At 42.2% G+C, this 22301-nt stretch carries 21 protein-coding genes; 5 read left to right on the forward strand and 16 right to left on the reverse strand.

From position 1 onward, the window contains the following. The first annotated feature begins 17 nt into the window (after window positions 1-17). From KUL10_RS08525 to KUL10_RS08535, 3 genes are all read left to right on the forward strand, one after another. On the forward strand, window positions 18-620 hold the full coding sequence (locus tag KUL10_RS08525; RefSeq protein WP_110428502.1) for an ATP-binding cassette domain-containing protein: 603 nt from the start codon (window positions 18-20) through the stop codon (window positions 618-620). Then, a complete protein-coding gene (locus tag KUL10_RS08530; protein WP_255417687.1) occupies window positions 617-1696 on the forward strand; it encodes a DUF6136 family protein in 1080 nt (359 codons plus the stop codon). Before KUL10_RS08525 ends, KUL10_RS08530 begins: the two co-directional genes overlap by 4 nt. Before the next feature lie 82 nt (window positions 1697-1778). Continuing rightward, on the forward strand, window positions 1779-2204 hold the full coding sequence (locus tag KUL10_RS08535) for a hypothetical protein (RefSeq protein WP_110428504.1): 426 nt from the start codon (window positions 1779-1781) through the stop codon (window positions 2202-2204). Between the two features lie 11 nt (window positions 2205-2215). Here KUL10_RS08535 and KUL10_RS08540 read toward each other — a convergent pair whose 3' ends face one another. Further along, window positions 2216-3568 carry a CsgG/HfaB family protein gene (locus tag KUL10_RS08540; protein WP_110428505.1) on the reverse strand — a complete coding sequence of 451 codons (1353 nt, stop codon included), beginning with the start codon at window positions 3566-3568 and terminating at the stop codon, window positions 2216-2218. Between the two features lie 270 nt (window positions 3569-3838). On the opposite strand from KUL10_RS08540, the gene KUL10_RS08545 reads away from it, so the two are divergent. Then, on the forward strand, window positions 3839-5806 hold the full coding sequence (locus tag KUL10_RS08545) for a lipopolysaccharide assembly protein LapB (protein WP_110428506.1): 1968 nt from the start codon (window positions 3839-3841) through the stop codon (window positions 5804-5806). Window positions 5807-5815: 9 nt separating this feature from the next. Here the strand turns inward: KUL10_RS08545 and KUL10_RS08550 are convergent, their stop codons facing one another. The 10 genes from KUL10_RS08550 to KUL10_RS08595 form a co-directional block, all read right to left on the reverse strand. Then, window positions 5816-7222 (reverse strand): YfcC family protein, encoded by a 1407-nt coding sequence (locus tag KUL10_RS08550; protein WP_110428507.1) that lies wholly within the window; start codon window positions 7220-7222, stop codon window positions 5816-5818. Window positions 7223-7372: 150 nt separating this feature from the next. After that, window positions 7373-8668 (reverse strand): two-component system sensor histidine kinase EnvZ, encoded by a 1296-nt coding sequence (gene envZ, locus KUL10_RS08555; protein ID WP_110428508.1) that lies wholly within the window; start codon window positions 8666-8668, stop codon window positions 7373-7375. 21 nt (window positions 8669-8689) lie between these two features. Next, window positions 8690-9412: a two-component system response regulator OmpR gene (gene ompR / locus KUL10_RS08560; protein WP_110428509.1), complete on the reverse strand. Its 723-nt coding sequence runs from the start codon at window positions 9410-9412 to the stop codon at window positions 8690-8692. A gap of 554 nt (window positions 9413-9966) precedes the next feature. After that, window positions 9967-10872, reverse strand: a complete 906-nt coding sequence (locus KUL10_RS08565) for a phosphoribulokinase (RefSeq protein ID WP_110428510.1) — start codon at window positions 10870-10872, stop codon at window positions 9967-9969. A gap of 90 nt (window positions 10873-10962) precedes the next feature. Next, window positions 10963-12252 carry a phosphoribosylamine--glycine ligase gene (gene purD, locus KUL10_RS08570; protein WP_110428511.1) on the reverse strand — a complete coding sequence of 430 codons (1290 nt, stop codon included), beginning with the start codon at window positions 12250-12252 and terminating at the stop codon, window positions 10963-10965. Between the two features lie 28 nt (window positions 12253-12280). Beyond that, window positions 12281-13882, reverse strand: coding sequence for a bifunctional phosphoribosylaminoimidazolecarboxamide formyltransferase/IMP cyclohydrolase (purH, locus tag KUL10_RS08575; RefSeq protein ID WP_110428512.1), 1602 nt, complete (start codon window positions 13880-13882; stop codon window positions 12281-12283). 161 nt (window positions 13883-14043) lie between these two features. After that, window positions 14044-14337 (reverse strand): DNA-binding transcriptional regulator Fis, encoded by a 294-nt coding sequence (gene fis, locus KUL10_RS08580; protein ID WP_110428513.1) that lies wholly within the window; start codon window positions 14335-14337, stop codon window positions 14044-14046. Between the two features lie 32 nt (window positions 14338-14369). Then, window positions 14370-15368 carry a tRNA dihydrouridine synthase DusB gene (gene dusB / locus KUL10_RS08585; RefSeq protein WP_110428711.1) on the reverse strand — a complete coding sequence of 333 codons (999 nt, stop codon included), beginning with the start codon at window positions 15366-15368 and terminating at the stop codon, window positions 14370-14372. A gap of 191 nt (window positions 15369-15559) precedes the next feature. Then, complete coding sequence (gene prmA / locus KUL10_RS08590; protein WP_110428514.1) at window positions 15560-16441, reverse strand: 50S ribosomal protein L11 methyltransferase; 882 nt, start codon at window positions 16439-16441, stop codon at window positions 15560-15562. A 97-nt stretch (window positions 16442-16538) separates the two neighbouring features. Next, the gene (locus KUL10_RS08595) at window positions 16539-18047 is read right to left on the reverse strand and encodes a S10 family peptidase (protein WP_110428712.1); all 1509 of its coding nucleotides are present in this window, start codon (window positions 18045-18047) and stop codon (window positions 16539-16541) included. Between the two features lie 106 nt (window positions 18048-18153). Here KUL10_RS08595 and KUL10_RS08600 point away from each other — a divergent pair, with 106 nt between their 5' ends. Continuing rightward, window positions 18154-19221 carry a strictosidine synthase family protein gene (locus KUL10_RS08600; RefSeq protein WP_110428515.1) on the forward strand — a complete coding sequence of 356 codons (1068 nt, stop codon included), beginning with the start codon at window positions 18154-18156 and terminating at the stop codon, window positions 19219-19221. Window positions 19222-19276: 55 nt separating this feature from the next. Here the strand turns inward: KUL10_RS08600 and KUL10_RS08605 are convergent, their stop codons facing one another. From KUL10_RS08605 to aroQ, 5 genes are all read right to left on the reverse strand, one after another. Next, window positions 19277-19453 (reverse strand): DUF6435 family protein, encoded by a 177-nt coding sequence (locus KUL10_RS08605; protein WP_110428516.1) that lies wholly within the window; start codon window positions 19451-19453, stop codon window positions 19277-19279. Window positions 19454-19463: 10 nt separating this feature from the next. Beyond that, window positions 19464-19841: a hypothetical protein gene (locus KUL10_RS08610; RefSeq protein WP_110428517.1), complete on the reverse strand. Its 378-nt coding sequence runs from the start codon at window positions 19839-19841 to the stop codon at window positions 19464-19466. Between the two features lie 127 nt (window positions 19842-19968). Then, entirely contained in the window at window positions 19969-21315 is a 1347-nt protein-coding gene (gene accC, locus KUL10_RS08615) for an acetyl-CoA carboxylase biotin carboxylase subunit (RefSeq protein WP_110428518.1), read from the reverse strand. Between the two features lie 10 nt (window positions 21316-21325). Next, window positions 21326-21784 carry an acetyl-CoA carboxylase biotin carboxyl carrier protein gene (gene accB, locus KUL10_RS08620; protein WP_110428519.1) on the reverse strand — a complete coding sequence of 153 codons (459 nt, stop codon included), beginning with the start codon at window positions 21782-21784 and terminating at the stop codon, window positions 21326-21328. Between the two features lie 52 nt (window positions 21785-21836). After that, window positions 21837-22280: a type II 3-dehydroquinate dehydratase gene (aroQ, locus tag KUL10_RS08625; RefSeq protein ID WP_110428520.1), complete on the reverse strand. Its 444-nt coding sequence runs from the start codon at window positions 22278-22280 to the stop codon at window positions 21837-21839. Window positions 22281-22301 lie beyond the last annotated feature (21 nt).

A 22301-nucleotide genomic window follows, 5' to 3' on the forward strand; every position in this document is an offset into this window, starting at 1 on the left:
TCAAAGAGTAGGGATACATGAGCACTGAAATTCTAAAGATAAATAAGCTCAATAAAAAATGGCGCGACAAAATAATATTCGAAAACTATGACGCGACCATTTGTAATCGAAGAACATGCATATTAGGTGAAAACGGTTTAGGTAAAACAACGCTCTTATCTATCATCGCAGGGCTAGAGAAGTTCGAAAGCGGCCACATTATGCTTTGTAATCAAGCCTTAGAAAATCCAATCTCAAAGGTTGCTTTAGCTAGCGATAGCATCTTAATTCCTCCATTTATTAGCGCAAATGAAGTACTTGAGCTGCAATGCGAAAGTTTTGGCTTAACGTGGCCAGTTTTACTAACAAAGCATCTCTATTTTGAGGAGCATCTACCCAAAAAAGTGGCGGCATTGTCTGCAGGTAACCTAAAAAAGCTGCACCTAATTACTGCCTTCATGCGTCAACCAACCTTAATGTTATTAGATGAGCCTAATATTGCACTGGATCCAAAGAGTCTAAGTGCGCTTTGGGAACTAATTGATGATTATCCGCACAATATTATCGTTGCGAGCAATGAGCCTGATACTTACGACTCACAAAGCTTTGAGACTAAACACTTGTTTGATTTAAAAAAATGAAACTGCGTTATATCTCACTAAGGTGGCAAATTTTTCGGCATGAAGTGAAATGCCTGATGACTCAAATCGAAAATCTGGCGATTGGCCTTATTGCGTTCTTAGGCGTTGCTATTCCGGCATTGGTTTATTTGGTGCTATTGGGGCTAGGTATTATCCTTGAGCACCCAGATGATGCTGACAAAGCTATCTCAACCTCTTTTAATATGTTCGCTATTCAAACGCTTATTATATTTTTGTTTAGAGCCGCGATTAATGCTGAAAATTATCAGAGCTTTATCAACACACTCGGCCTTGGCAAAGTACACCACCACTTTGTTGATCTTGTATTAATGATGCTTTGCATGCCGTTACTTTTTTTGTTGGCGGCAATAATATTTTCAGTGCCGATTGCTGCTTGGAGTGAGCTACCGCATGGCTTTGCACTGCTCAGTCAGTTTCTTTGCTTCGCATTAGTTGCGCTTTACTTTCCGACTAGAATGCTTGGCTTGTTGCTGTTTAATCTGTTGCTCACACTCTTTCCACTATCACTGTTACAGTATTATTTGGGTACTCATTTATCGCTATTCTTGCTATTAATGAATCGTCCTTTTCCAGTAGTCAAATCTCCCAAGTTACCTTTTTTATTGCGTTATTGGTGGCAATTTGCGATTTCTCAAAAAACGGTTTTAATCAATTGTTTATTGTCTTTCATCACCATTGCAAGCACCGTCGGCTCGCTAAGGGGTGAGTTAATTGAATATGCTAATTTTGTCTATTTAATCGGCTTGATGTTGATTCTGTTACTCGCTAGTTGTACTCAAATCAGCGTTAATCGTCATTTAAATGAATACGCTCACTTTTATGAAGCGCATTTAGATTCCAAATTGATTCGTCTTGGTGTATTTGTCTTTCCTTTGGGGCTGCTTTTCGTAGGGCTTATGTCGCTGGTTCTCTTAAATGGGTTTTCATCACCCTTTATAGCCGTGTTTGTGGGCTGCCCATTATTATTTTGGATGGCTCGAAAATATGAATCTAGGTTGATGATCGCCTGGATTGCATTAAGTATTTGTTTTCTGGTGTTGATGATTCAACTTTGAATACACACGCTTTATTTGTGGTTTTTCATTTGGTCGGATAAGATTGTAAATGTAACAAAAAATGTACAAATCAGGATGTCAGATGAAAACGAAAACAGCATGGTGGTTTTGGCTCATTGCAATATTAGCGACATTGTGGAATTCAGGAGGAGTGTTTGATTTCTTAATGACTCATACTCATAACGAAGCATACATGTCGGTATTCACTGAGTCGCAAAGGCAATACTTTTATAGTTATCCAATTTGGGCGAGTGCCATTTGGGCGCTTGCTGTGTTTGGCGCTTTCTCCGCATCCTTGTTGTTGTTTTTGAGAACTAAGTTTGCGTTCTATGTGTTTGCTGCTTCTTTAGTTGGCATGGTTGCATCTTTCGGTTATCAATTATTGTCAGACGTACCAGATGACTTGTATAACTCAGGTAACATTGCTTTCACTATTGTGATTTGGGTGGTGGCGATTTTGCTGACGTGGTACGCAAGGTCGATGACCTTGCGCGGGGTGCTTAAGTAGTCCGGGTTATCTTAGTTTAAGAAATCTTCTTTGGTCAGTAGGGTGATGTTTGCGAACATTCCTTTTATGTCGTCTTCAATCACCTCTGAGTTTTCGATCAAAGCTTTATTTTTGTTAAACATGTTAGTGTATTGCTCTATGCGCTTTCCAAGAACTTTCCAGCCTTCCCGTTTTGCTTCTAATGGCCAGGCATCTAATTCTATGCTCGCTGAAGTAATCATGTTAGCTAACATGTTAACTGCCATTGTTAGTGTGTTTCGGGTCCTGTCATCGTAGGATGCGCTCGAAAGTGCCCCCATAGTCGAGAAAGTTGTTGAGAAATTTTTCAAATATTCGTAATAGTTACGCAGTGCATTTTTGTCATAAGCATCAATGTTAACATCTAGATTATTATTGGTGCGAACAGAGGTATTCGTATCGCTTTGTCGAATCGTTGTTACACTTGCTTGCTGTTTTGTGACGGTCAGGCTTGGTTGCGCAATCGGCACTGCGCTCGCATTTGCAGTAGCTTGTGGCATCTGATCTTCAGTTCCTCCAATTGTGAGTGTGCCACCTTTACCCAAGCCGCCTTCAACTGCTTGTGGTTTGTAATTTCTTAATGCAATCACCATTTGGTTGTATGAGTCCACGAAGGCTGCTGTTAATACCTTGCCTTCCGGACTGTTGCTAAAGCCTTTCGCTCCGCCGCCTAAGAAGCCAGCAAACATGCCACCAAAAATATCAAAATCATAGTTATCTGCTGACCCAACAGAAGAAGAAACCTGAACACCAGAGCGATTATCTATTAACAATAAACTGGTAGATGCCTCATTTTTACTCACACCTCCACCAATGACTGAACCTACCGAGCCTAGTAGTCCTCCTGCGAGGCCTTTTAGGCCGCCAGTATTTTTGGCTGCAAACTGTACGGAAGGATTAATTGTGTAGTCTGCAGCGACCATTTGCCCTCCCCCGATATTCGAACCTTGTCGCAGTTGCCCTGATTGCATCAATTGCCGCTCTCGATTCATTGCATTCATCGCCTGTCCTCTTTCGACGATCACAAAACAATTAGACTGTTGAATCATCGTTCTGAGAACTGGAGTTGTACTACCCAAACGTGGATAGCGTTTACGATAATCGCCCCACCAAGCAAGGGAAGTATCTTCAAACAATGAGGCAGTACCCAATGGAGAATCACATTTCTCCAATTGATTGTTTTCACCTTGTGAATTTCCGCCAGCAGCCCCTCCGGAAACTAAGTTTCCTCCGCCACCTCCAAGTTTTGGGTCGGTTGATACACATGCCGATAATGACAATAATCCTGTCAGTATGATTGTTGAAAAAAAGTGAGCTTGTTTAGCTTTGTAAATTTTGTAAATCATGGATAAAAGTCCTTCTTGGTCATTATACGTTTGATGTTTTGCGCCTTCTCAAGGTGAAACCACATACAAGCACGCATAAGTGTTGCGATATTTTGTTTGTAAAAGCCATATAAATAGAGGGTTGCAGGTCTTAAATGGCACTAAATACCACTAATCGAAACTATTTATCTTTGAATGTAAATTGTTCGGTTTTTGGTTGATTATTGTTCCGTTAGTCTTATTTTTTCGATAAAATTAGGTAACTTTCAAGGAAGATATACGTTAATTTCAATGAATGAGCCAAAACGTAAGAGAGGAGTAAAAGCCTCTAGAGAGAAGCTTGAAAAGGCAATGCTCGCTAAGGGAATTGAATCGCAAATTCAACTAGCGCGTCTAATTTCACAAGACGAAGGACTTCATAGACCGCCAAAAGAGCTAATCAGTAAAGTATTTAGAGAACAATCGGTCAGTCATACTAATCTCGCAAGAGTGGCAAAGGCTCTGGGGGTTGAATCTCATACGCTATACATGAATAGCCAGTCAACTCCCATTAACGCAACCCCCCTAGCGTCAAATTTTAAACCTCGAAGCGTCGACTCCCTTGCAGAGCTTAAACAACGCTCGCGCCCAATATTAGCCATAATGGTGGTTAGCTTACTTGTTATCTTGCTTTTCGGGCTTTTTCAAGAAGGGCAAGAAGAGGAACAACTAACGAGTTCGACTTACCGCTTATATGGTTACGACCCTAAACTAAAGAATGTTGGGCTGTATATGGCAGAGGAGTTTAGTGTCTTATCCTTGATTTTCGAAGAAATTCGTAAAAAGCTGTCAGCGTCACCGTTGCTTAATTTTTCTCAAACTAAGTCACTTTCTATGAGTAACAACAGTGTAAAAGAGTATTTCGACCATACACAAAGTAGCCTTTTATTTAGAATAGAGGTAATGCAGGGAAAACGATACTCTATTATCCTCTTATATGCACAAACCGAGCAGGTTAATTACCCCGTTGCCTTTCAATTAGTAAGAAGTTCGTTATTAGCGAATAATCAACAAGTCAATAATTTGATAGCCGAACAATTTTCAAAGCAGCTTCACAAGGCATCTCAGTATGGTGAAATAAATGAATTAGTAAATGTTGATGCGCTAAATTATTTGCTCTCTGGCTTTGATTTACTTTTCGACCACACAGATAACGCCGCGATTTTGAGTGCTCAAAGCCGTTTTCAAAATGCCATAAGTTTGGATTCTAAACTAGTAGAAGCATATGCTGGTTTGTGTATTGGCTTAAGTTACGAGAGTTATATGAACAACGCTGCCGTGTCATTTGAGCAAGCATATAAGTATTGTGAATTAGCTAAAGAACTCGATCCTGAAAACGAATTTGCTGAACTTGCTTTTGCTATCTATTACATAAATAAAGCAGATACTGACGCTGCAGAAAATACCCTTTTGCATAATCAAGGTTCACCGATTAGTGCTGCAGATGAATTTTCTTTGAAAGCGCAAATCACTTTTCAACGTTTTCAAGACGGTCAAGAAGTAAATGAGGTTGATATTATTGAGTCAGCGTTGAAAAGTATCAAAGGTGCGTCAGAACTGTGGCGCTCTTACAATGTTTTAGGGCAATACTATCTTAGTAAAGGTGAAACAAATAAAAGTTTACTGATACTGGAACAAGGAGCCGAGGAATCAAAGCATCCGGTACTTTTGGGTAATGTGGGTTCTTTGCAGTTATGCCAAGGTAATTTAGCAAGCGCTGAGGCAACTTATCGCCAGCTTATTGCTCAAAAGCCCGAACATTATATTGGCTATGAGATGCTGGGTTCGGTCTACTATTATCAACGAGAATATGAGCCAGCCCTAGATTATCGAAAGCAAGCATTAGAAAAGCTCCCTAAGACTAATATACATCAGTTATGGGGGGTAATTGGTTTAATTTACGCAAAGCTTAATGAACTAGAAGTTGGAAAACCATATTTATTAAAAGCTATTCAACTCATTGATCAAGACGAATCAATGCAGATAGCAGCTTTGAGCGACTTAATTAGTAGAGAGTATTATGAGTTTGTCATGAGTGGCTCAGCAACAGAACATTTGGACCAAGACTTGATAAACAGAGCGTTTAAGGATATTAACTCACTTCAATTGAGTTCAATTATGCATCTAAGCGAGCTAATGAAAGCAAGTAGCCGACTCGAAGAATCAAGAATCGCAAAACAAACCGCAGCATCAATTTGCCCGATATATAATCGGGCATAAGACTCATTTTTAACCGACGACAGGCTGAACATTTGCGCCATAGTCAAACACTACTGCAAGTACTAACACGATGGATGCAGCTGCCATGAGCTTTAATATCAACGGGAAACAAAACCTGAACCAAGCGTGATAGGGCACACCCGCCATGCCGATGATGCCCATTAATACCGCATTGGTGGGAATGATCATATTGGAAAATCCATCACCAAACTGATAAGCAAGTACTGCAATTTGGCGATTTACGCCGATGAGATCACCTACAGGTGCCATTAATGGCATTGTCACATAAGCTTGGCCACTTCCACTTGGGATAAACAAATTTAAAAATGTTTGCATGATAAACATGCCTACGGCGGCTAACTCAGCACCTAGGTATGATAATGGTTGAGACATACCATGAACGAGCGTGTGTAAAATCTGGCCATCTTCCATAATCAAGGCAATACCACGAGCAACGCCGATTAATATAGCGGTTGTCGCTAAGTCTTGAACACCTTCTATGAATTTATTAGCAGCAGTATCGGCATCGAGTTGACCAACAATTGCGGTTAAAATGCCCCAACAAATAAAGACTGCACCAAGTTCGTATAGGTACCAACCTTTGGTTGAAATTCCCCAAACTGCGACGCAAATTGTGGCCACTAGACCAAATAAAATTAGCTTGTGTCTTATGTTCAAGGCTGGATATTCTTGCTGCTCATTGTCGCCCAAGGGGCAAGGAATACCTTTTACGTATGACGCGTTAGGGTCGGCTTGAACCATTTGTGCGTATTTCCAAACGTGATGAAACCCAATTAAAACAAAAGGTAAAAAGATCGCAAGGCGTAACTCGATTCCTGAATAAAGAGGGACATCCGCTACTTGTTGCGCAACCATTACTGTAAATGGGCTAAATGCGGATACGCCGTAACCAATTCCGTAGCCGGTCACAACCATCCCAACAGCGGTCATGGCGTCTAGTTTCATTGCTTTACACAAACCCACAAGAATGAGTACAAAAGGGATGTATTCACCCGCGGTTCCAATTGCACCAGAGGCCATAGCAAAGGTGAAGACAACCATAAAAATGAGTAAATAAGGTTTGTGCCCAAATCGTTCTAACAAGCTTCCAATAAGCGCATCAATAGTGCCCGTTGCCCGCGCAATGGCTAAAACTCCACCAACGATGAAGACAAAAAAGATCACATCCTGCGCCGCCGCGAGCGCTCTAGGAATTGCGACCAGAAAGTCCATCGGTGTTAGTCGAATCTGCGTATCGGATAAACTGTATGTGCCTGCTACAACGGCTTGTCTCCCATTTTCGAGCGTCACTGTATCAAAGAAGCCTTGAGGGACCAGCCAAGTTGCAATATATGCGACAAGCATCATGGATAGTAAAAGTATGAGTGTATGTGGGACTTTAAAACCTGATTTCATAATTGTTCTTATTGTTGATTTTTATGAGTGTTAGATCACATCGTTGCCTTCAATTTTAGCGTGAGTAGGGGGGGGTTGGCAAAGTTGCTTTGTTGACTAGTGTTCCTACGTACACAAAAAATTGCATGCAAGTGAAAATTTGATTCTACATTACCCTGTAAATGGTAGTTTAAATCCTGCGCATAGTCCGCCATGAGGGTGGTTACTGAATAACATTTCTCCCCCGTGACTTTCTACAATGCGTTTAGTAATTGCTAATCCAAGGCCAGAACCAACCGAGCCTCTAGCTTTATCACCCTGAGCAAAAGGAGCAAAAAGTGAAGGGATTTCTTCTTGTGGTATACCTTTTCCAAAGTCGCGTACGACGCATGTGATAAAACGACGCTTGTAATTCACTTCGGTTTTTATCGTTATTTTAGGGCTGCCGTAACGAAAAGCATTTTCAATTAAATTGTCAAGTACACGTTTGATACCCACTGTTCGTAACTTGGTACTTGGCAACTCGCCTAGATTAAGTTCGATAGTATGCGCCTCGACAACACTTCGCGCATTGGCAAGTTCGGTCACTAGGTCATTGATATCAACATTTTCAGTGGCTTCTTCCTGGTCTTGGCGAGCGTAGTCAATAAACTGATCTATGATGGCATTCATGTCCTCAATATCATGCTCGATCCCATCTTTAATCCATTCTTGCTCATCAGGCAGCATCTCGCTTGATAAGCGGATGCGCGTTAACGGTGTACGAAGGTCATGAGAAATACCAGCGGTCATCAGCGCTCGGTCACTCTCTAGTTGGTGGATGCCAGCTGACATTTTGTTAAACGCTTCAGTAACCGATATCATCTCGGTGCTACCATCGAGCGGCAGGGGGTCTGGAAACTGACCTTTACCGACTTGTCTCGCAGCTTTTTGAAGAGCTTGCAATGGTCTATTTAAGCGCCTTACAAACAACCAACCTCCTGCGACACTCAAAATGCTGATCACGAAGAGGTATAGCGTCAATGGTGAAAAGTGAGTGTCTTCAATACCCTGCATCGGAATTGAAATCCATAAATCATCGTATTGGGGTGGCTTTATCCAAATCAAATAGTTGCTGCCGGTAGCAACTCGTACATCGGCTTCACCACCCAACTGCTTGGAAATCTGCTGAGACATAAAATCATAATAAACGGCATTTCGAAGTCCCGCGTGCATAGCGCTCTTTACTGAATGAAATTGTGTGCCAGTGCGCTGAGTAAATAATTTTTGGTTGGGGTTTTCGGGTTTGTGAAGCTCTTCTAGAAAAATGGTGTCGACTTGTGAAGCTACCAAGGTATTGATTTGCTGATAGCTTGGACGAATAAAATAATAGGTGACAGAAAGATAAGTCACTATTTGGTTTATAAGCAACAAACCGCCGATAAGCACGACGGTTTGTCCAAAAGCACTTTGCGGAAGTAATCGCATACGCTAAAAAGTGTTCATCGCTTAGCTCATTTCGCCATCGGGAACAAACACATAACCCAATCCCCACACGGTTTGTATGTAGCGAGGGTTGGTTGGATCTTCTTCAAGCATTCTTCTGAGTCTAGAAACCTGCACATCAATACTACGCTCGAGTGCGCTGTAATCGCGACCGCGTGCTAAGTTCATTAATTTATCGCGCGACAGTGGTTCTCTAGGATGCGTTACTAAAGATTTTAGTACGGCAAATTCGCCACTGGTTAGCGTTAATGGCTTACCATCATCTGTCATTTCTCTGGTGGCAAGGTTTAGTTTGTACGCGCCAAAACTTATGAGTTGTTCTGATTGAGAAGGTGCGCCCGGCGCTTCGTTCGTTTTGCGACGAAGCACAGCTTTGGCTCTTGCTAATAATTCACGAGGATTAAAAGGCTTAGGAAGATAATCATCAGCGCCCATTTCTAAACCGATTATTCGGTCAACCTCATCGCCTTTAGCGGTGAGCATGATGATAGGAATTTCATTTTCATTTTGGCGCAAACGACGACAAATAGATAAACCATCTTCGTCTGGTAACATAAGATCAAGCACCATTAAGTGAAAATTTTCCCGCTCTAACAAACGATCCATTTGTTCACTATTTGCTGCTGAACGCACTTGATAACCCTGCTCAACGAGATATCGTTCCAATAACGAACGCAGTCGCATGTCATCATCGACAACGAGTATCTTAGAGGTTTCTTGCCCCATGATGTTTCCTATAAAGACTTTTGTAATGTAACTATAAAAGAAAGTTGAAAGTAGAGAAACCCGTGAATTTGGATTGATTGTTACAAAGTGTATCTATGATTAATCTGGTGCGCTGAATGTTCTTTGGTAATGTGTGTTCGAAAGTTTGATTGAATGGTTGTTGATTGACGAGATTCCTTCCTGCGAAGGAATGACGACAAGGGGAGGTAAAAACTAGAAATAAAGGGATGCTAGGTATATTCAAAAACACCAATACCACAAGAAAAGCGTTTTTAAAAAATGAGTATTTCTCAAACTCCACAAATGAAAAAACCGCCAATAAATGGCGGTTTAAAGCTAAGTAAACGCAATAAAACTTAGCTTTTTTCACTACCCAATAAGTATATCAACTAATGAAAAAGGGTGATATAAATTTATCGCTATGGAACAATAAAAGCTAAACAGTCAAAGCATCCAATCGTTTAGTTATTAAGCAGTTTGATTCTGACTTTTTATAAACTTGTGTTTTAGCTGGAAAGAAGAAGGGCTACTAAGCTGAATTAACAGCTTATTTTCTATTTATTCTCACTTACCCAATCAACTTGATAGCCTGCTTTACGTTTTTTATCTAATAACTCTTCGATCAATGGAGTTAGGATCAGCTCCATTGCTAAGCCCATTTTTCCACCAGGAACGACTAAGGTATTGATGCGTGACATAAACGCACCATCTATCATTTTTAACAAATACGGATAATCGACGTTTTTCATTTCGCGCCTAAAGCGCACGACAACAAAGCTTTCATCCTGAGTCGGAATTTCTCGCGCACTAAATGGGTTTGAAGTATCAACGGTAGGAACTCGTTGAAAATTGACATGAGTCCTTGAAAATTGTGGAGTAATAAAGTGAAAGTAGTCGTCTAGGCTGCGTACGATACTGCTCATAACGGCGTCTCTTGAGTGCCCTCTGTCGGTAGTATCTCGGACAATTTTTTGTATCCATTCAAGGTTTACAATGGGCACCATGCCTACGAGTAAATCAACATGTGAGGCGACATCGACTTCTTCGGTAGATACACCGCCATGTAAGCCTTCATAAAATAGTAAATCCGTATTGGAAGGTAGATCTTGCCACGGTGTAAACGTGCCAGGCATTTGGTTAAAAGGGACGGCTTCATCAAAGGTGTGTAAATATTGACGATGTTGTCCTTTGCCCGTTTCGCCATACTCTTTGAAAAGCTTCTCAAGCAGTTCGAAATCGTTCGCGTGCGGTCCAAAGTAGCTGATATGCTTACCTTGTTCTTGTGCTTTTCTGATTTCGACTTCCATTTCTGGACGAGTAAAACGGTGGAAGCTGTCACCGCCTACTGAAGCTGCATTAACACTCAAATTTCTGAATATGTGGCGGATAGCATTTGTAGTGGTAGTCGTACCGGCACCAGAAGAGCCGGTAATTGCAATTACGGGATGTTTAACAGACATGTTTGACCTAGATGCTTATCGCTGCACTTTAATGGAGTATAGTTATAAGCAAGCTAGATCATCGGGTCAAGGTGTTTTTAAGAACGAGCCCTATTTAGACTGTTCACGCTCAATTGCACGGTAAGCGATATCCGTCCGAAACATCACGCCTTCCCACTTTATTTTGTCGACCAGTGCATATGCATTTTTTTGCGCCTCAGAGACTGTTTCTCCTAATGCTGTTGCACATAAAACACGACCGCCACTCGTTACGATGTTGCTGTTTTGAAGTGAAGTACCCGCATGAAAAACTTTACCATCGAGCTGCGCTGCGTCATCTAGGCCTAGTATTTCGTTGCCTTTGGCATAGCTACCGGGATATCCACCTGCAGCTAACACGACTCCAACAGCGGCGCGCTCATCAAACTCGATTTGGCCTGCATCTAACTGTTTATTGCAAGCCAATAGGCAAAGACCAACAAGATCTGATTTCAGTCTTAGCATAATCGGTTGAGTTTCAGGATCACCAAAACGACAGTTATATTCGATGACTTTTGGAGTGCCACTCGAATCAATCATTAGTCCAGCATATAAAAAGCCAGTGTATGGGTTACCTTCAGCGGCCATACCTTTTACAGTTGGCTCGATAACTTCATTCATGATGCGCGCGAATATCTCATCGGTGACGACGGGGGCAGGAGAATATGCACCCATACCGCCTGTGTTGGGACCTTCATCTTTGTCAAACGCCCGTTTATGGTCTTGGCTCGTCGCAAATGGAAGAATATTCTCACCATCTACCATCACGATGAAACTGGCTTCTTCACCTGCTAAGAACTCTTCGATAACCACGCGGCTACCTGCATCGCCAAAAGCATTACCTGCGAGCATATCTTTAATGGCTTCTTCGGCTTCCTCCAGTGTCATTGCAACAATCACACCTTTACCCGCCGCAAGGCCATCAGCCTTTACAACTATTGGTGCGCCTTGCTCATGAACGTAGGCGATAGCAGGATCAATCTCAGTGAAATTAGCGTATGCGCCTGTTGGAATATTGTTTCGGGCTAAGAAATCTTTGGTGAATGCTTTGGAGCCTTCAAGTTGAGCAGCGCCTTTAGTTGGACCAAAAATAGCTAGGCCAGCACTTTGAAACAAATCAACAATGCCGTCGACCAACGGCGCTTCGGGACCGACTATTGTTAAACTGATGGCTTCTTTTTTAGCAAAGGCGAGCAAGGCTTCTTTGTCGTCTGAACTGATATTAACATTTGTCAGATTAGCTTCGTGATGAGTGCCAGCATTACCTGGCGCAACAAATACATTATCAACTAATTTAGACTGAGCCGCTTTGAAGGCTAACGCATGCTCTCTGCCGCCGCTTCCTATGACAAGTACATTCATGTTTTTTTTCCTTGTTGCTCAGCTTCAATTAGTGTTTAAAATGACGCATGCCAGTGAAGACCATGGCGATGCCGTGCTCGTTTGCCGCAGCAATCACTTCGTCATCGCGCATTGAGCCACCTGGTTGAATCACCGCCTTGATGCCCGCTTTCGCTGCTGCATCAATGCCATCTCTGAATGGGAAGAATGCATCAGATGCCATGACACAGCCTTCTACTTCTAGGTTTTCATCAGCGGCTTTAATACCCGCAATTTTGGCTGAATACACACGGCTCATTTGACCAGCACCCACACCAACCGTCATGCCGCCTTTGCAATAAACAATGGCGTTTGATTTAACGTATTTAGCCACTTTCCATGTAAACAATAAGTCTTCTAGTTGTTCGTCAGTAGGTGCTAATTCAGTCACGACTTTAAGATCTTCTTTTTCGACCATGCCAAAGTCACGCTCTTGCACTAACAAACCGCCGTTCACGCGCTTAAAGTCATAACCTTCGGTAAGTTGTCCTTGCCAATCACCGCAAGCTAACAAGCGAACGTTTTGTTTTGCGCTCACTACTTTAGCGGCTTGTTCGCTCACACTTGGTGCGATGATCACTTCAACAAACTGACGGTCAATAATGGCTTGAGCTGTTTGTGCATCTAGTTCGCGGTTAAACGCGATAATGCCACCAAAGGCAGATGTTGGGTCGGTTTTGTAAGCTTTATCATAAGCATCTAACAAGCTATCAGATATCGCCACGCCACATGGGTTAGCATGCTTTACGATGACACATGCAGGTTGCTCAAATTCTTTAACGCACTCTAAAGCAGAGTCCGTATCGGCAATATTGTTAAATGATAATTCTTTACCTTGAAGTTGAGTGGCAGTCGCAACTGAAGCTTCTTGGATATTATTTTCAACATAAAATGCCGCGTCTTGATGACTGTTTTCACCATAGCGCAAGTCTTGCTTTTTGGTGACTTGCAGGTTGAAGGTTCTTGGGAATTCACTGTGAGTGTATTCACCTTCAGCATTACAATCATGGCTATTTGCTTCGATTTTGTTGCCGAAGTAATTTGCAATCATGCCATCGTATTCAGCGGTGTGCTCAAATGCTTTAATCGCCAAATCAAAACGCGTCGCAAAGCTAACGCCTTGGTTGTCAGTCAACTCTTTGATTACGCGTGGGTAGTCGCTTGTATTAACAATGATGGTTACATCATTATGGTTCTTAGCTGCTGCGCGCACCATTGTTGGCCCACCAATATCGATGTTTTCAACTGCATCCTCAAGCGAACAGTCTGGATTTGCTACAGTGCTAGCAAATGGATACAAGTTAACGACGACCAAATCAATGGGTGCAATATTTTGCTCTTCCATCACTACCTGATCAAGGTCTCGTCTGCCTAAAATACCGCCGTGAATTTTTGGGTGAAGCGTTTTAACACGTCCATCCATAATTTCTGGCTGCCCAGTGTGTTCTGATACATCTTTTACTGGAATATTGTTGTCACGAAGTAATTTCGCGGTGCCGCCAGTTGATAGTAATTCGACATTTTGCTCGCTTAAGAACGTAGCGAGTTCAACAATGCCGGTTTTATCAGAAACACTTAATAAAGCGCGTTTGATGGATCTTAGGTTTTGCATCAATTTCTCTTTAGTACATATTGGAGTCGGGAAGGAAGTAGGCATTTTGCGAGCCTACAAAATCTGGCGCGCATAATAACAAAAAAGAGCACGGAATTCGTGCTCTTTTTATCATCAATTCATCTAGCTAATGGTCAAGCGTTGATCGTGACCAAATTGGCTTAGTTCATGCCATATTGCTTTAGCTTCTTGCGAAGTGTACCACGGTTGATACCCATAAGATTTGCTGCGCGAGTTTGATTTCCGCGAGTATAAGTCATTACTTCTTCAAGCAGTGGTGTTTCGATTTCAGCTAATACTAATTCGTATAGGTTGTCGATATCTTGGTTGTCTAGCTCTTTCAAGTACTTGTTTACTGCTTGCTTTACAGACGCACGCAAAGGCTTTTGAGTTGGCGTTTGTGTTGGAGAAGTCACAGTAGTTGTGAAGTGTGAAGTTAAATTTTGATCAAACATAATAGTTTACTGCTCTTGTAATAATGAAAAAGTTAAGCGACCGTTTGAGACAATTCGACTCTTGCGTCAGCCAGCTCAGTAAAAAACTCATTTAACGCGTCGATTTGCATTTGAGCATCATCGATGGCGTTAAACTCTTGTCGAAATTTGCGTGAAGGATCATGTTTAGCGATATACCAACCGACGTGTTTACGGGCAATTCTCACTCCCATGATATCGCCGTAAAAAACTTGAACATTTTTGACATGCGCTATCATCACGTCTCGTTCTTCGTCTAGTTTAGGTGCAGCTAAGTATTCCCCAGTTTGCAAAAAGTGTTGTATCTCGCGAAAAATCCAAGGGTTACCTTGCGCTCCTCGACCAATCATCACACCGTCTGCTTGCGTATAATCAAGCACAAATTTCGCATCATCTGCATTGGTAATGTCACCATTTGCGATAACGGGTATCGACACAGCGTGTTTAATGCGCTTAATCGTGTCGTATTCTGCATTTCCTTTATACATACAGGCTCGCGTTCTTCCATGTACCGCTAAAGACTGAATTCCGTTGTCTTGTGCGATACGAGCGATATCAACACCGTTTTTATTGTCAGTGTTCCAACCCGTTCTTATCTTTAGTGTTACGGGTACCGGCACTGCGTTAACCACGGCTTTGACAATTTCTTGTACCAGCTCGGGATGTTGTAGCAATGCAGAACCTGCAAGCTTTTTATTTACCTTTTTTGCTGGGCAACCCATGTTGATATCGATGATTTGAGCACCGTTTTCAACATTAAATTGCGCAGCTTCGGCCATCAATTGAGGCTCAGAACCTGCAATTTGAACTGACCTAATGCCCAGTTCACCTTGATGATTCATTCTCTGTTTAGACTTTTGCGTATTCCATACACGTGGGTTGCTCGAAAGCATTTCAGAGACGACCAAGCCTGCACCCATTTGTCTACACAGCTGTCTGAAAGGGCGATCCGTTACCCCAGCCATCGGCGCAAGCATCAAATTGTTCTCTAATGTGTAAGACCCAATTTTCAGCAATGTAAACCTCCGCGCTGGTCAGACTTGTACCCTCAAATCGACAAGGGCGCGTATATTACTGTTTTTTGACAAACTTGCAAAGCCTATTTTTTATACAAATCGCATGATTTTTGACTTGACAGTTATAAAAATTAGTAGGGTCAGGGTTTTAGACTCACTGTCAACAAGGCTTGCTACTAATTTATACGCTAATTTATTCGAATTGCGCTGAGTCTTACCCATTCTTGCTGTTGAGCGATGGGCGCAAAGTTGAATTGAGATTGGTAGTGATTCATGACTGAGTCAGCTTGTTCTTCAAGAATACCAGACATAATTAATGAGCCGCCAACTTTACAATATCGAGTGATCACATCACAAAGCTCCCTTAACGGACCTGCTAAAATGTTTGCCATGACTAAGTCAGCTTCTATTTTTGGTTGATCTTTCGGTAGGTAAACAGACAAGCGATCTTGAACCTTGTTGCGAGTTGCGTTATCTACGCTTGCCTGCAATGCTTGAGGGTCTATATCGATGCCGATAACTTCTTTAGCGCCAAGCATCAATGCCGCAATCGCTAAAATGCCTGAACCACAACCAAAATCAACCACTGTTTTACCTGCTAAATCAACCCCATCCAACCATTGCAAACACAGAGAGGTAGTCGGGTGTGTGCCGGTTCCAAAGGCTAAACCTGGATCAAGTAAAATATTAACCGCGTTAGGGTCGGGAGCATCCAACCAACTTGGGCAAATCCAAAGACGTTTACCAAATTGCATGGGATGAAAATTATCCATCCATTCTCGCTCCCAGTCTTTGTCTTCTAGTTGATCGACAACGTACACAAATTCATCGCGCAGAATTTTAGCTTTGCTGAGTCGATCGATGACTGGACTGAGGTCATCACTTGCGTCAAACAAGCCAATCACTTGTGTATCTGGCCAAAGCAGTACCTCACCCGGTTTGGGTTCGTACATCGGTGTGTCTTTTGCGTCAACGAAAGTGACAGCCTGCGCTTTGTTTGCACTGAGCATATCGCCAAGTGCTTCGGCATGTTCTGCTTTGATATTAATTTTGAGTTGTTGCCATGCCATATTGCGTGCTCTTGTCGACGTATTTGAATGGCGCTAATGGTAGTGTCAGCGTCGGCGCTTAGCAAGCACCGACGGCGGTCTTTTGTTTATATCTTCGTTATTGCTGCAGAATAAATTCTCGCATGTCTTTAGCTAATTGCTCTAAAGACGGGTGATGAATATACATCATGTGGCCCGCTTCGTAGTATTTCATAGTCACTCTGTCTAAATCGATACCGTGATGATTCATCGAATGCTCTGTCGCGAAAAACGGTGTCGCGAGGTCATAATAGCCATTTGCTACAAATATACGAAAGTCTTTGTTTTGATTTTGTGCTGTGGCCAAAAATGGCGTGACGTTAATAAAACCTTGCGAACGTGCACTATTACCATATAACCAATTCCAATTAACGAACACTTCGCCGCTCAAAATGTTGTATTTTTCGTCGCGTTTTACATCTAAGTCTCGTGCTAAATAGGTTTGCATCGCAGCGGTGTATGCCCCATCAATCGCATAACCAGATGGATCGGCTTCAAATCTTACTTCTACGTTGTTTCGTTCTTTACCTAAATAACGACTGTCTAGTCTGCCAACGACTTGAGCGCGATCACGCAACAACTCTTTCATAAAGTGAAACTCGTTAATGCGATAATTACTATTTTTTATGAAGGTGCGGCTCAAGCCAGTATAGGCGTGAAGCTTTTCAAGTACGTTGCTAGTTTGTTGTTCAGAAGCAAGTGAACCTTTAAACAAAAAAGTGACATAGTCATTAAGCGCAAATTCTCTTACTTCGTTTAGAAAGCTCTCTAATGAAGACCATTTTGCCTGTTCTGGCAATGCCTTGTGATACCAGGCAGTCGCTGCGTAAGTAGGTAGAAACGTCATAAACGGGATATCGTTTCCGTCGGTAAAATCGCCCGTTTGAAAATCAATGATAGAAGAAATTAAGAAAACACCGGCTAAATCAATGCTTCCCCATCCCTCTTGCAGCTCTTTAACCATTGCTCCTGCGCGGGTTGTACCGTAGCTTTCACCCGCTAGATATTTAGGCGAATTCCAACGTTCGTAACGTGTTATGAATAGGCGAATAAATTCAGACAACACTTCAGCGTCTTCTTTTACGCCCCAAAAATCTTTGCCTTTGTACTTACCAAGTGCGGTTGAATAACCAGTACCAACAGGATCCATAAACACCATATCGGCGATATCAAGCAGACTAAATGGATTATCTTTTAGTTTATATGGCGGAGACCCTACTGCACCAGCATCACTTGGCAGCTCAACAACTTTGGGACCAAACACGCCAAGATGCAGCCATACACTTGATGAACCAGGGCCGCCATTGAAGACAAATATCACTGGGCGTTCATCTTTGTTTTTGACGCCTTCTTTTATGTAAGTCGTGCTAAAAATAGACGCCATCGGGTGGCCGTCTTTGTCTTTTAGGTGAGTATCGCCAGTGACGACTTTGTATTTGACATTTTCACCAAAAAACTTGCCTTTATGTTGTGTTTCAACAACTTGTGGTTCAGGAATTGGTTTTGCTGGCGTTTCTTTGTGGTCATCACTGTGGCTGTAGTAGCTGATGGACAGCATTAATAAACTTAGGGCTATTATTCTTTTCATCACTTCTGTCGGTTCTATTATTGGTTTTGTGTGTTTAAATATAGAGTAAGTGAAAGGTGGGTACAATGTTGTGCGCGCGAATAGAGCAATAACAAACTGAACAATCATGAAATTAAAACTGACTTTACTTAGCTTTGCGTGCATCTCACTGTTGTTTGTATCAATGTGGCTAGGCTCGCCTGTTCGCCCAGTGGCATGGGAGCCGGATAAAGATAAAGGGCTTGTTAGCTCTTTCCAAATGAATGATATGTTAGGTGAAAATTTAATGTATAGCCTAGTAACCGGAAAGGGACCAGAAGACCTCTTTATTGACGAAAAAGGTTGGTTGTACACCGGCTTAGAAAGCGGCGAAATCATCAAAATTAACGTCAACAGCGATGCGCCAGCGCCGTTCTTGATAACAAATACGCTTGGCAGACCTTTAGGGATTCGCAAAGACAAAAACGGTGATCTTATTGTGGCTGATGCTGACAAAGGCCTACTTAAAGTCAGTATGGACGGCCGTATTCAAGTATTAGAAAAATACTACGGCCAAGATCTCTTTAAGTTTTTAGACCATTTGGATATTGCCGATGATGGCGTGATTTATTTTAGTGATGCTTCTACTCGTTTTAGCTTTAATGAGTATAAATACGACTTTATTGAAGCATCAATGACCGGCAGGGTATTCAGTTACAACCCCGCGACTAAACTCACTCGTTTGTTAGTGGACAACTTATATTTTGCCAATGGGGTCGCAGTATCAAAAGACCAAGATTATTTACTCATAAACGAAACAGGTAAGGCGCGTATTTTAAAACACTATTTACGTGGCCCAAAGGCCGGTCAAACTGAAGTGTTTATTGATCAACTTCCAGGTTTACCTGACAACATTAACCGAGATGACAATGGTATTTATTGGGTTGCGATAAACACTTTGAGAGACCCTTTGATCGATTCACTGGCGCAATACCCGTTAATTAGGCGATTAATCGGTGTGCTCCCTCATAGTTGGCTCAAAGCTAGCCATGAATACGGCATGGTCATTGGCATCAATGAGCAGGCTGAAATTGTGCACAACTTACAGACTTCAAACGCTTATACTCAAATAACAAGTGCAGTGCCGTTTGGTAGAAGTTTATACCTTGGATCTTTGGTTCATGATGATATTGGGGTTGTTGAATTACATAAGTAAGATGCAACGAAGAATAGTCATTACCAATCGAGTTGGGGATGACGTTTCTTCAAAATCAACTCTGCTCCTTCTCAATCTTTTGAATCTCTTTCCACAACTCTTCAGATTCAGCCGTCAACATTGAGTAAGTTTTAATATCGCCTTTGCGTTGCGCAAGCATTGCTTGCTCTAATTTCATATCGTATTGCTTTCGCAGTTTCTTTGTTGGGTTTGATTTAAATAGTCCGAACACGGGTGAAGACCTAAAGTGATAACAATTGTTCTATATACGTCTTCACGGGGATTTTGATTACTGAAACCTTGTTGTCTGACGCTATTTTTAGACTTTGCTCTATTTTGCTTAGCGCCTGACTGAGCTGCTCATCTTCTTCGGGCTGTTCCATTTTTAATGCTAATGCTTGCCAAAATGCGCTTTGGGCTGCTTGATCTTGTTGTTTTAATTGATGAAGTTGCTTTTTGACGTAGGTTAGCCATTCGGCGCGATAACTGCCTTCAACACGCTCTGGGAAGTAAGTTAAATCCTCTATGTCTTGTTTTAAATCCACGATAGGGTCGGGTTTATCAAGTAAGTAACGATAGATAAAAAGTGTTTGAATATCGGTAGAGGTATCTAATTTCATCAATCTCTCCATATTTATAGTGCATAAAAAAAGCGTTGCTAACTACCAGTTAGAAACGCTTTTATTGAAGTTTCTTCAACTGACTCATTACATACATGAAGAGTCAGTATAAAGTTTTTGACACTAACTATTTACTCAAGCCTAGTTTTTTCTCTAGGTAATGAATATTTGCGCCGCCTGCGCAGAAGTTTTCGTCCGCCATTATGCTTTGTTGGAGCGGTACATTTGTTTTGATCCCTTCAATAACAAGTTCATCAAGTGCATGGCGCATCCGAGCAATAGCCTCATCGCGGCTTTCGCCATAGGTGATTAACTTGCCGATCATTGAATCGTAATACGGGGGCACAGTGTATCCAGAATAAACATGAGACTCCCATCTTACCCCTAAGCCACCCGGTGCATGAAAGCGTTCAATCTTGCCGGGGCTAGGAATAAAGGTGTCAGGATCTTCAGCGTTGATTCGACACTCTATCGCGTGACCATGCACATTGATTTGAGATTGGTCAATCGACAATGGCTGGCCTGCTGCGACACGCAATTGCTCTTTTATGAGATCAATGCCTGTTACCATTTCTGATACAGGGTGTTCTACCTGAATACGGGTATTCATTTCAATAAAATAGAACTCACCATTTTCATATAAAAACTCGAATGTACCCGCGCCGCGGTAGTTGATTTCAATACATGCACGTCGACATCTTTCGCCGATTTTTGCACGCATTTGCTCAGAGATACCTGGTGCTGGGGCTTCTTCGACGACTTTTTGGTGACGACGTTGCATTGAACAGTCGCGCTCACCTAAGTGAATCGCATTACCTTGACCGTCTGCAAGCACTTGAATCTCGACATGGCGAGGGTTTTCTAAAAACTTCTCCATGTATACTACGTCGTTATTGAAGGCAGCACCTGCTTCAGCTTTCGTGGTTTGGATCGCTTCTTCTAGCTCAGACTCGCTGCGCACGACACGCATGCCTCGACCGCCACCACCACCTGCAGCTTTGACTATCATCGGATAACCGATGCGTTTTGCGATGGTTTTATTTTTTTCAATATCGTCAGTCAATGGGCCGTCTGAACCTGGCACGCATGGCACACCTGCTTTGCGCATTGCACTGATTGCAGAAACTTTATCACCCATTAAGTTTATCGTATCGGCTTTAGGTCCAATGAAAATAAAGCCGCTTTTTTCAACTGCTTCTGCAAACTCTGCGCTTTCTGCTAAAAAGCCATAACCGGGATGAATAGCAATAGAGTTAGTGACTTCTGCAGCTGCAATTATACGCGGAATATTTAGGTAGCTTTCGTTCGCTGGCGCTTTACCAATACAAATGGATTCATCAGCTAGCAAAACGTGCTTTAGATCTTTGTCGGCGGTGGAATGCACAGCCACCGTTTTTATACCCAGCTCTTTACAAGCTCTGAGTATGCGTAAGGCTATCTCGCCTCGATTCGCAATTAAGACTTTATCAAGCATGGTAAAAGCCTTATTCGATAACAAACATGGGTTGATCAAATTCAACTGGATCTTGATTGTTCACCAATATTTCTTTGATGACGCCTGCTTTGTCAGATTCAATTTGATTCATCATTTTCATGGCTTCAACAATGCAAAGTGTGTCACCTACATTAACGCTTTGGCCCACTTCAACAAATGCCTTGGCTTCTGGTGATGACGAACGGTAGAAGGTTCCTACCATTGGTGATTTCACCACATAACCTGATGGTGCAGCGGGCGCCGCGGGCGTCGTCGGCGCGGTTTCAGGTGCAGGCGCTGAAGCTGGAGCAGGTGCTTGTTGAACCATTTGAGGAGCTGCATATTGAACAGCGGGTGTAGAGCCGCCACGATGGATGCGAACAGATTCCTCTCCTTCAGTGATTTCTAATTCTGCGATGCCTGATTCTTCTACTAGCTCGATCAGTTTTTTTATTTTTCTTATATCCATGTTTAATCTCTGTTTGTGTGTTTTGTTAAAATTCGTAATTTGTGAATCATTATTAGTTTTGTTCGATTTCGTAGAGCGCTCTTACAGCAAATTCGTAGCCTTTTTCACCGAGTCCGGCAATGACGCCCACTGCAATGTCAGAAAAATATGAATGATGCCTAAAGGCTTCCCTTGCATGCACATTTGACAGGTGAACCTCGACAAATGGAACGCCGACCGCACTTAACGCATCACGAAGCGCAACACTGGTATGTGTATAAGCCGCTGGGTTAATCACGATCCCGTCAACTGCATTGCCTTCATCGAAAAGCGACTGGACTCTTTCAATAAGATCGGTTTCTGAATTTGATTGGAAGTCGTCTATCTGCACCGTTAAATCTCGGGTGTTTTCACGCAGGGTACTCATGATTTGTGCTAAGTTACGAGTGCCATATATGTCAGGCTCTCTTTTTCCCAATAAATTCAAGTTTGGGCCGTTTAATACCAATATCTTCATAGAAAAAGCTTTTAAAATCCG

Origin of the sequence: Glaciecola sp. KUL10 (assembly GCF_003203515.1) — a bacterium.
In the GTDB taxonomy this organism is placed as follows: Bacteria; Pseudomonadota; Gammaproteobacteria; order Enterobacterales; family Alteromonadaceae; genus Glaciecola.

What these genes read in the sequence shown, in the direction of transcription:
- KUL10_RS08535 (WP_110428504.1), top strand. Translation starts at nt 1,779, where the DNA reads ATGAAAACGAAAACAGCATGGTGGTTTTGGCTCATTGCAATATTAGCG.
- KUL10_RS08540 (WP_110428505.1), bottom strand. Translation starts at nt 3,568, where the DNA reads ATGATTTACAAAATTTACAAAGCTAAACAAGCTCACTTTTTTTCAACA.
- KUL10_RS08550 (WP_110428507.1), bottom strand. Translation starts at nt 7,222, where the DNA reads ATGAAATCAGGTTTTAAAGTCCCACATACACTCATACTTTTACTATCC.
- KUL10_RS08610 (WP_110428517.1), bottom strand. Translation starts at nt 19,841, where the DNA reads ATGAAATTAGATACCTCTACCGATATTCAAACACTTTTTATCTATCGT.
- KUL10_RS08530 (WP_255417687.1), top strand. Translation starts at nt 617, where the DNA reads ATGAAACTGCGTTATATCTCACTAAGGTGGCAAATTTTTCGGCATGAA.
- accC (WP_110428518.1), bottom strand. Translation starts at nt 21,315, where the DNA reads ATGCTTGATAAAGTCTTAATTGCGAATCGAGGCGAGATAGCCTTACGC.
- aroQ (WP_110428520.1), bottom strand. Translation starts at nt 22,280, where the DNA reads ATGAAGATATTGGTATTAAACGGCCCAAACTTGAATTTATTGGGAAAA.
- KUL10_RS08595 (WP_110428712.1), bottom strand. Translation starts at nt 18,047, where the DNA reads ATGAAAAGAATAATAGCCCTAAGTTTATTAATGCTGTCCATCAGCTAC.
- ompR (WP_110428509.1), bottom strand. Translation starts at nt 9,412, where the DNA reads ATGGGGCAAGAAACCTCTAAGATACTCGTTGTCGATGATGACATGCGA.
- envZ (WP_110428508.1), bottom strand. Translation starts at nt 8,668, where the DNA reads ATGCGATTACTTCCGCAAAGTGCTTTTGGACAAACCGTCGTGCTTATC.
- purH (WP_110428512.1), bottom strand. Translation starts at nt 13,882, where the DNA reads ATGCAAAACCTAAGATCCATCAAACGCGCTTTATTAAGTGTTTCTGAT.
- KUL10_RS08600 (WP_110428515.1), top strand. Translation starts at nt 18,154, where the DNA reads ATGAAATTAAAACTGACTTTACTTAGCTTTGCGTGCATCTCACTGTTG.
- KUL10_RS08545 (WP_110428506.1), top strand. Translation starts at nt 3,839, where the DNA reads ATGAATGAGCCAAAACGTAAGAGAGGAGTAAAAGCCTCTAGAGAGAAG.
- KUL10_RS08525 (WP_110428502.1), top strand. Translation starts at nt 18, where the DNA reads ATGAGCACTGAAATTCTAAAGATAAATAAGCTCAATAAAAAATGGCGC.
- fis (WP_110428513.1), bottom strand. Translation starts at nt 14,337, where the DNA reads ATGTTTGATCAAAATTTAACTTCACACTTCACAACTACTGTGACTTCT.
- KUL10_RS08565 (WP_110428510.1), bottom strand. Translation starts at nt 10,872, where the DNA reads ATGTCTGTTAAACATCCCGTAATTGCAATTACCGGCTCTTCTGGTGCC.
- accB (WP_110428519.1), bottom strand. Translation starts at nt 21,784, where the DNA reads ATGGATATAAGAAAAATAAAAAAACTGATCGAGCTAGTAGAAGAATCA.
- prmA (WP_110428514.1), bottom strand. Translation starts at nt 16,441, where the DNA reads ATGGCATGGCAACAACTCAAAATTAATATCAAAGCAGAACATGCCGAA.
- purD (WP_110428511.1), bottom strand. Translation starts at nt 12,252, where the DNA reads ATGAATGTACTTGTCATAGGAAGCGGCGGCAGAGAGCATGCGTTAGCC.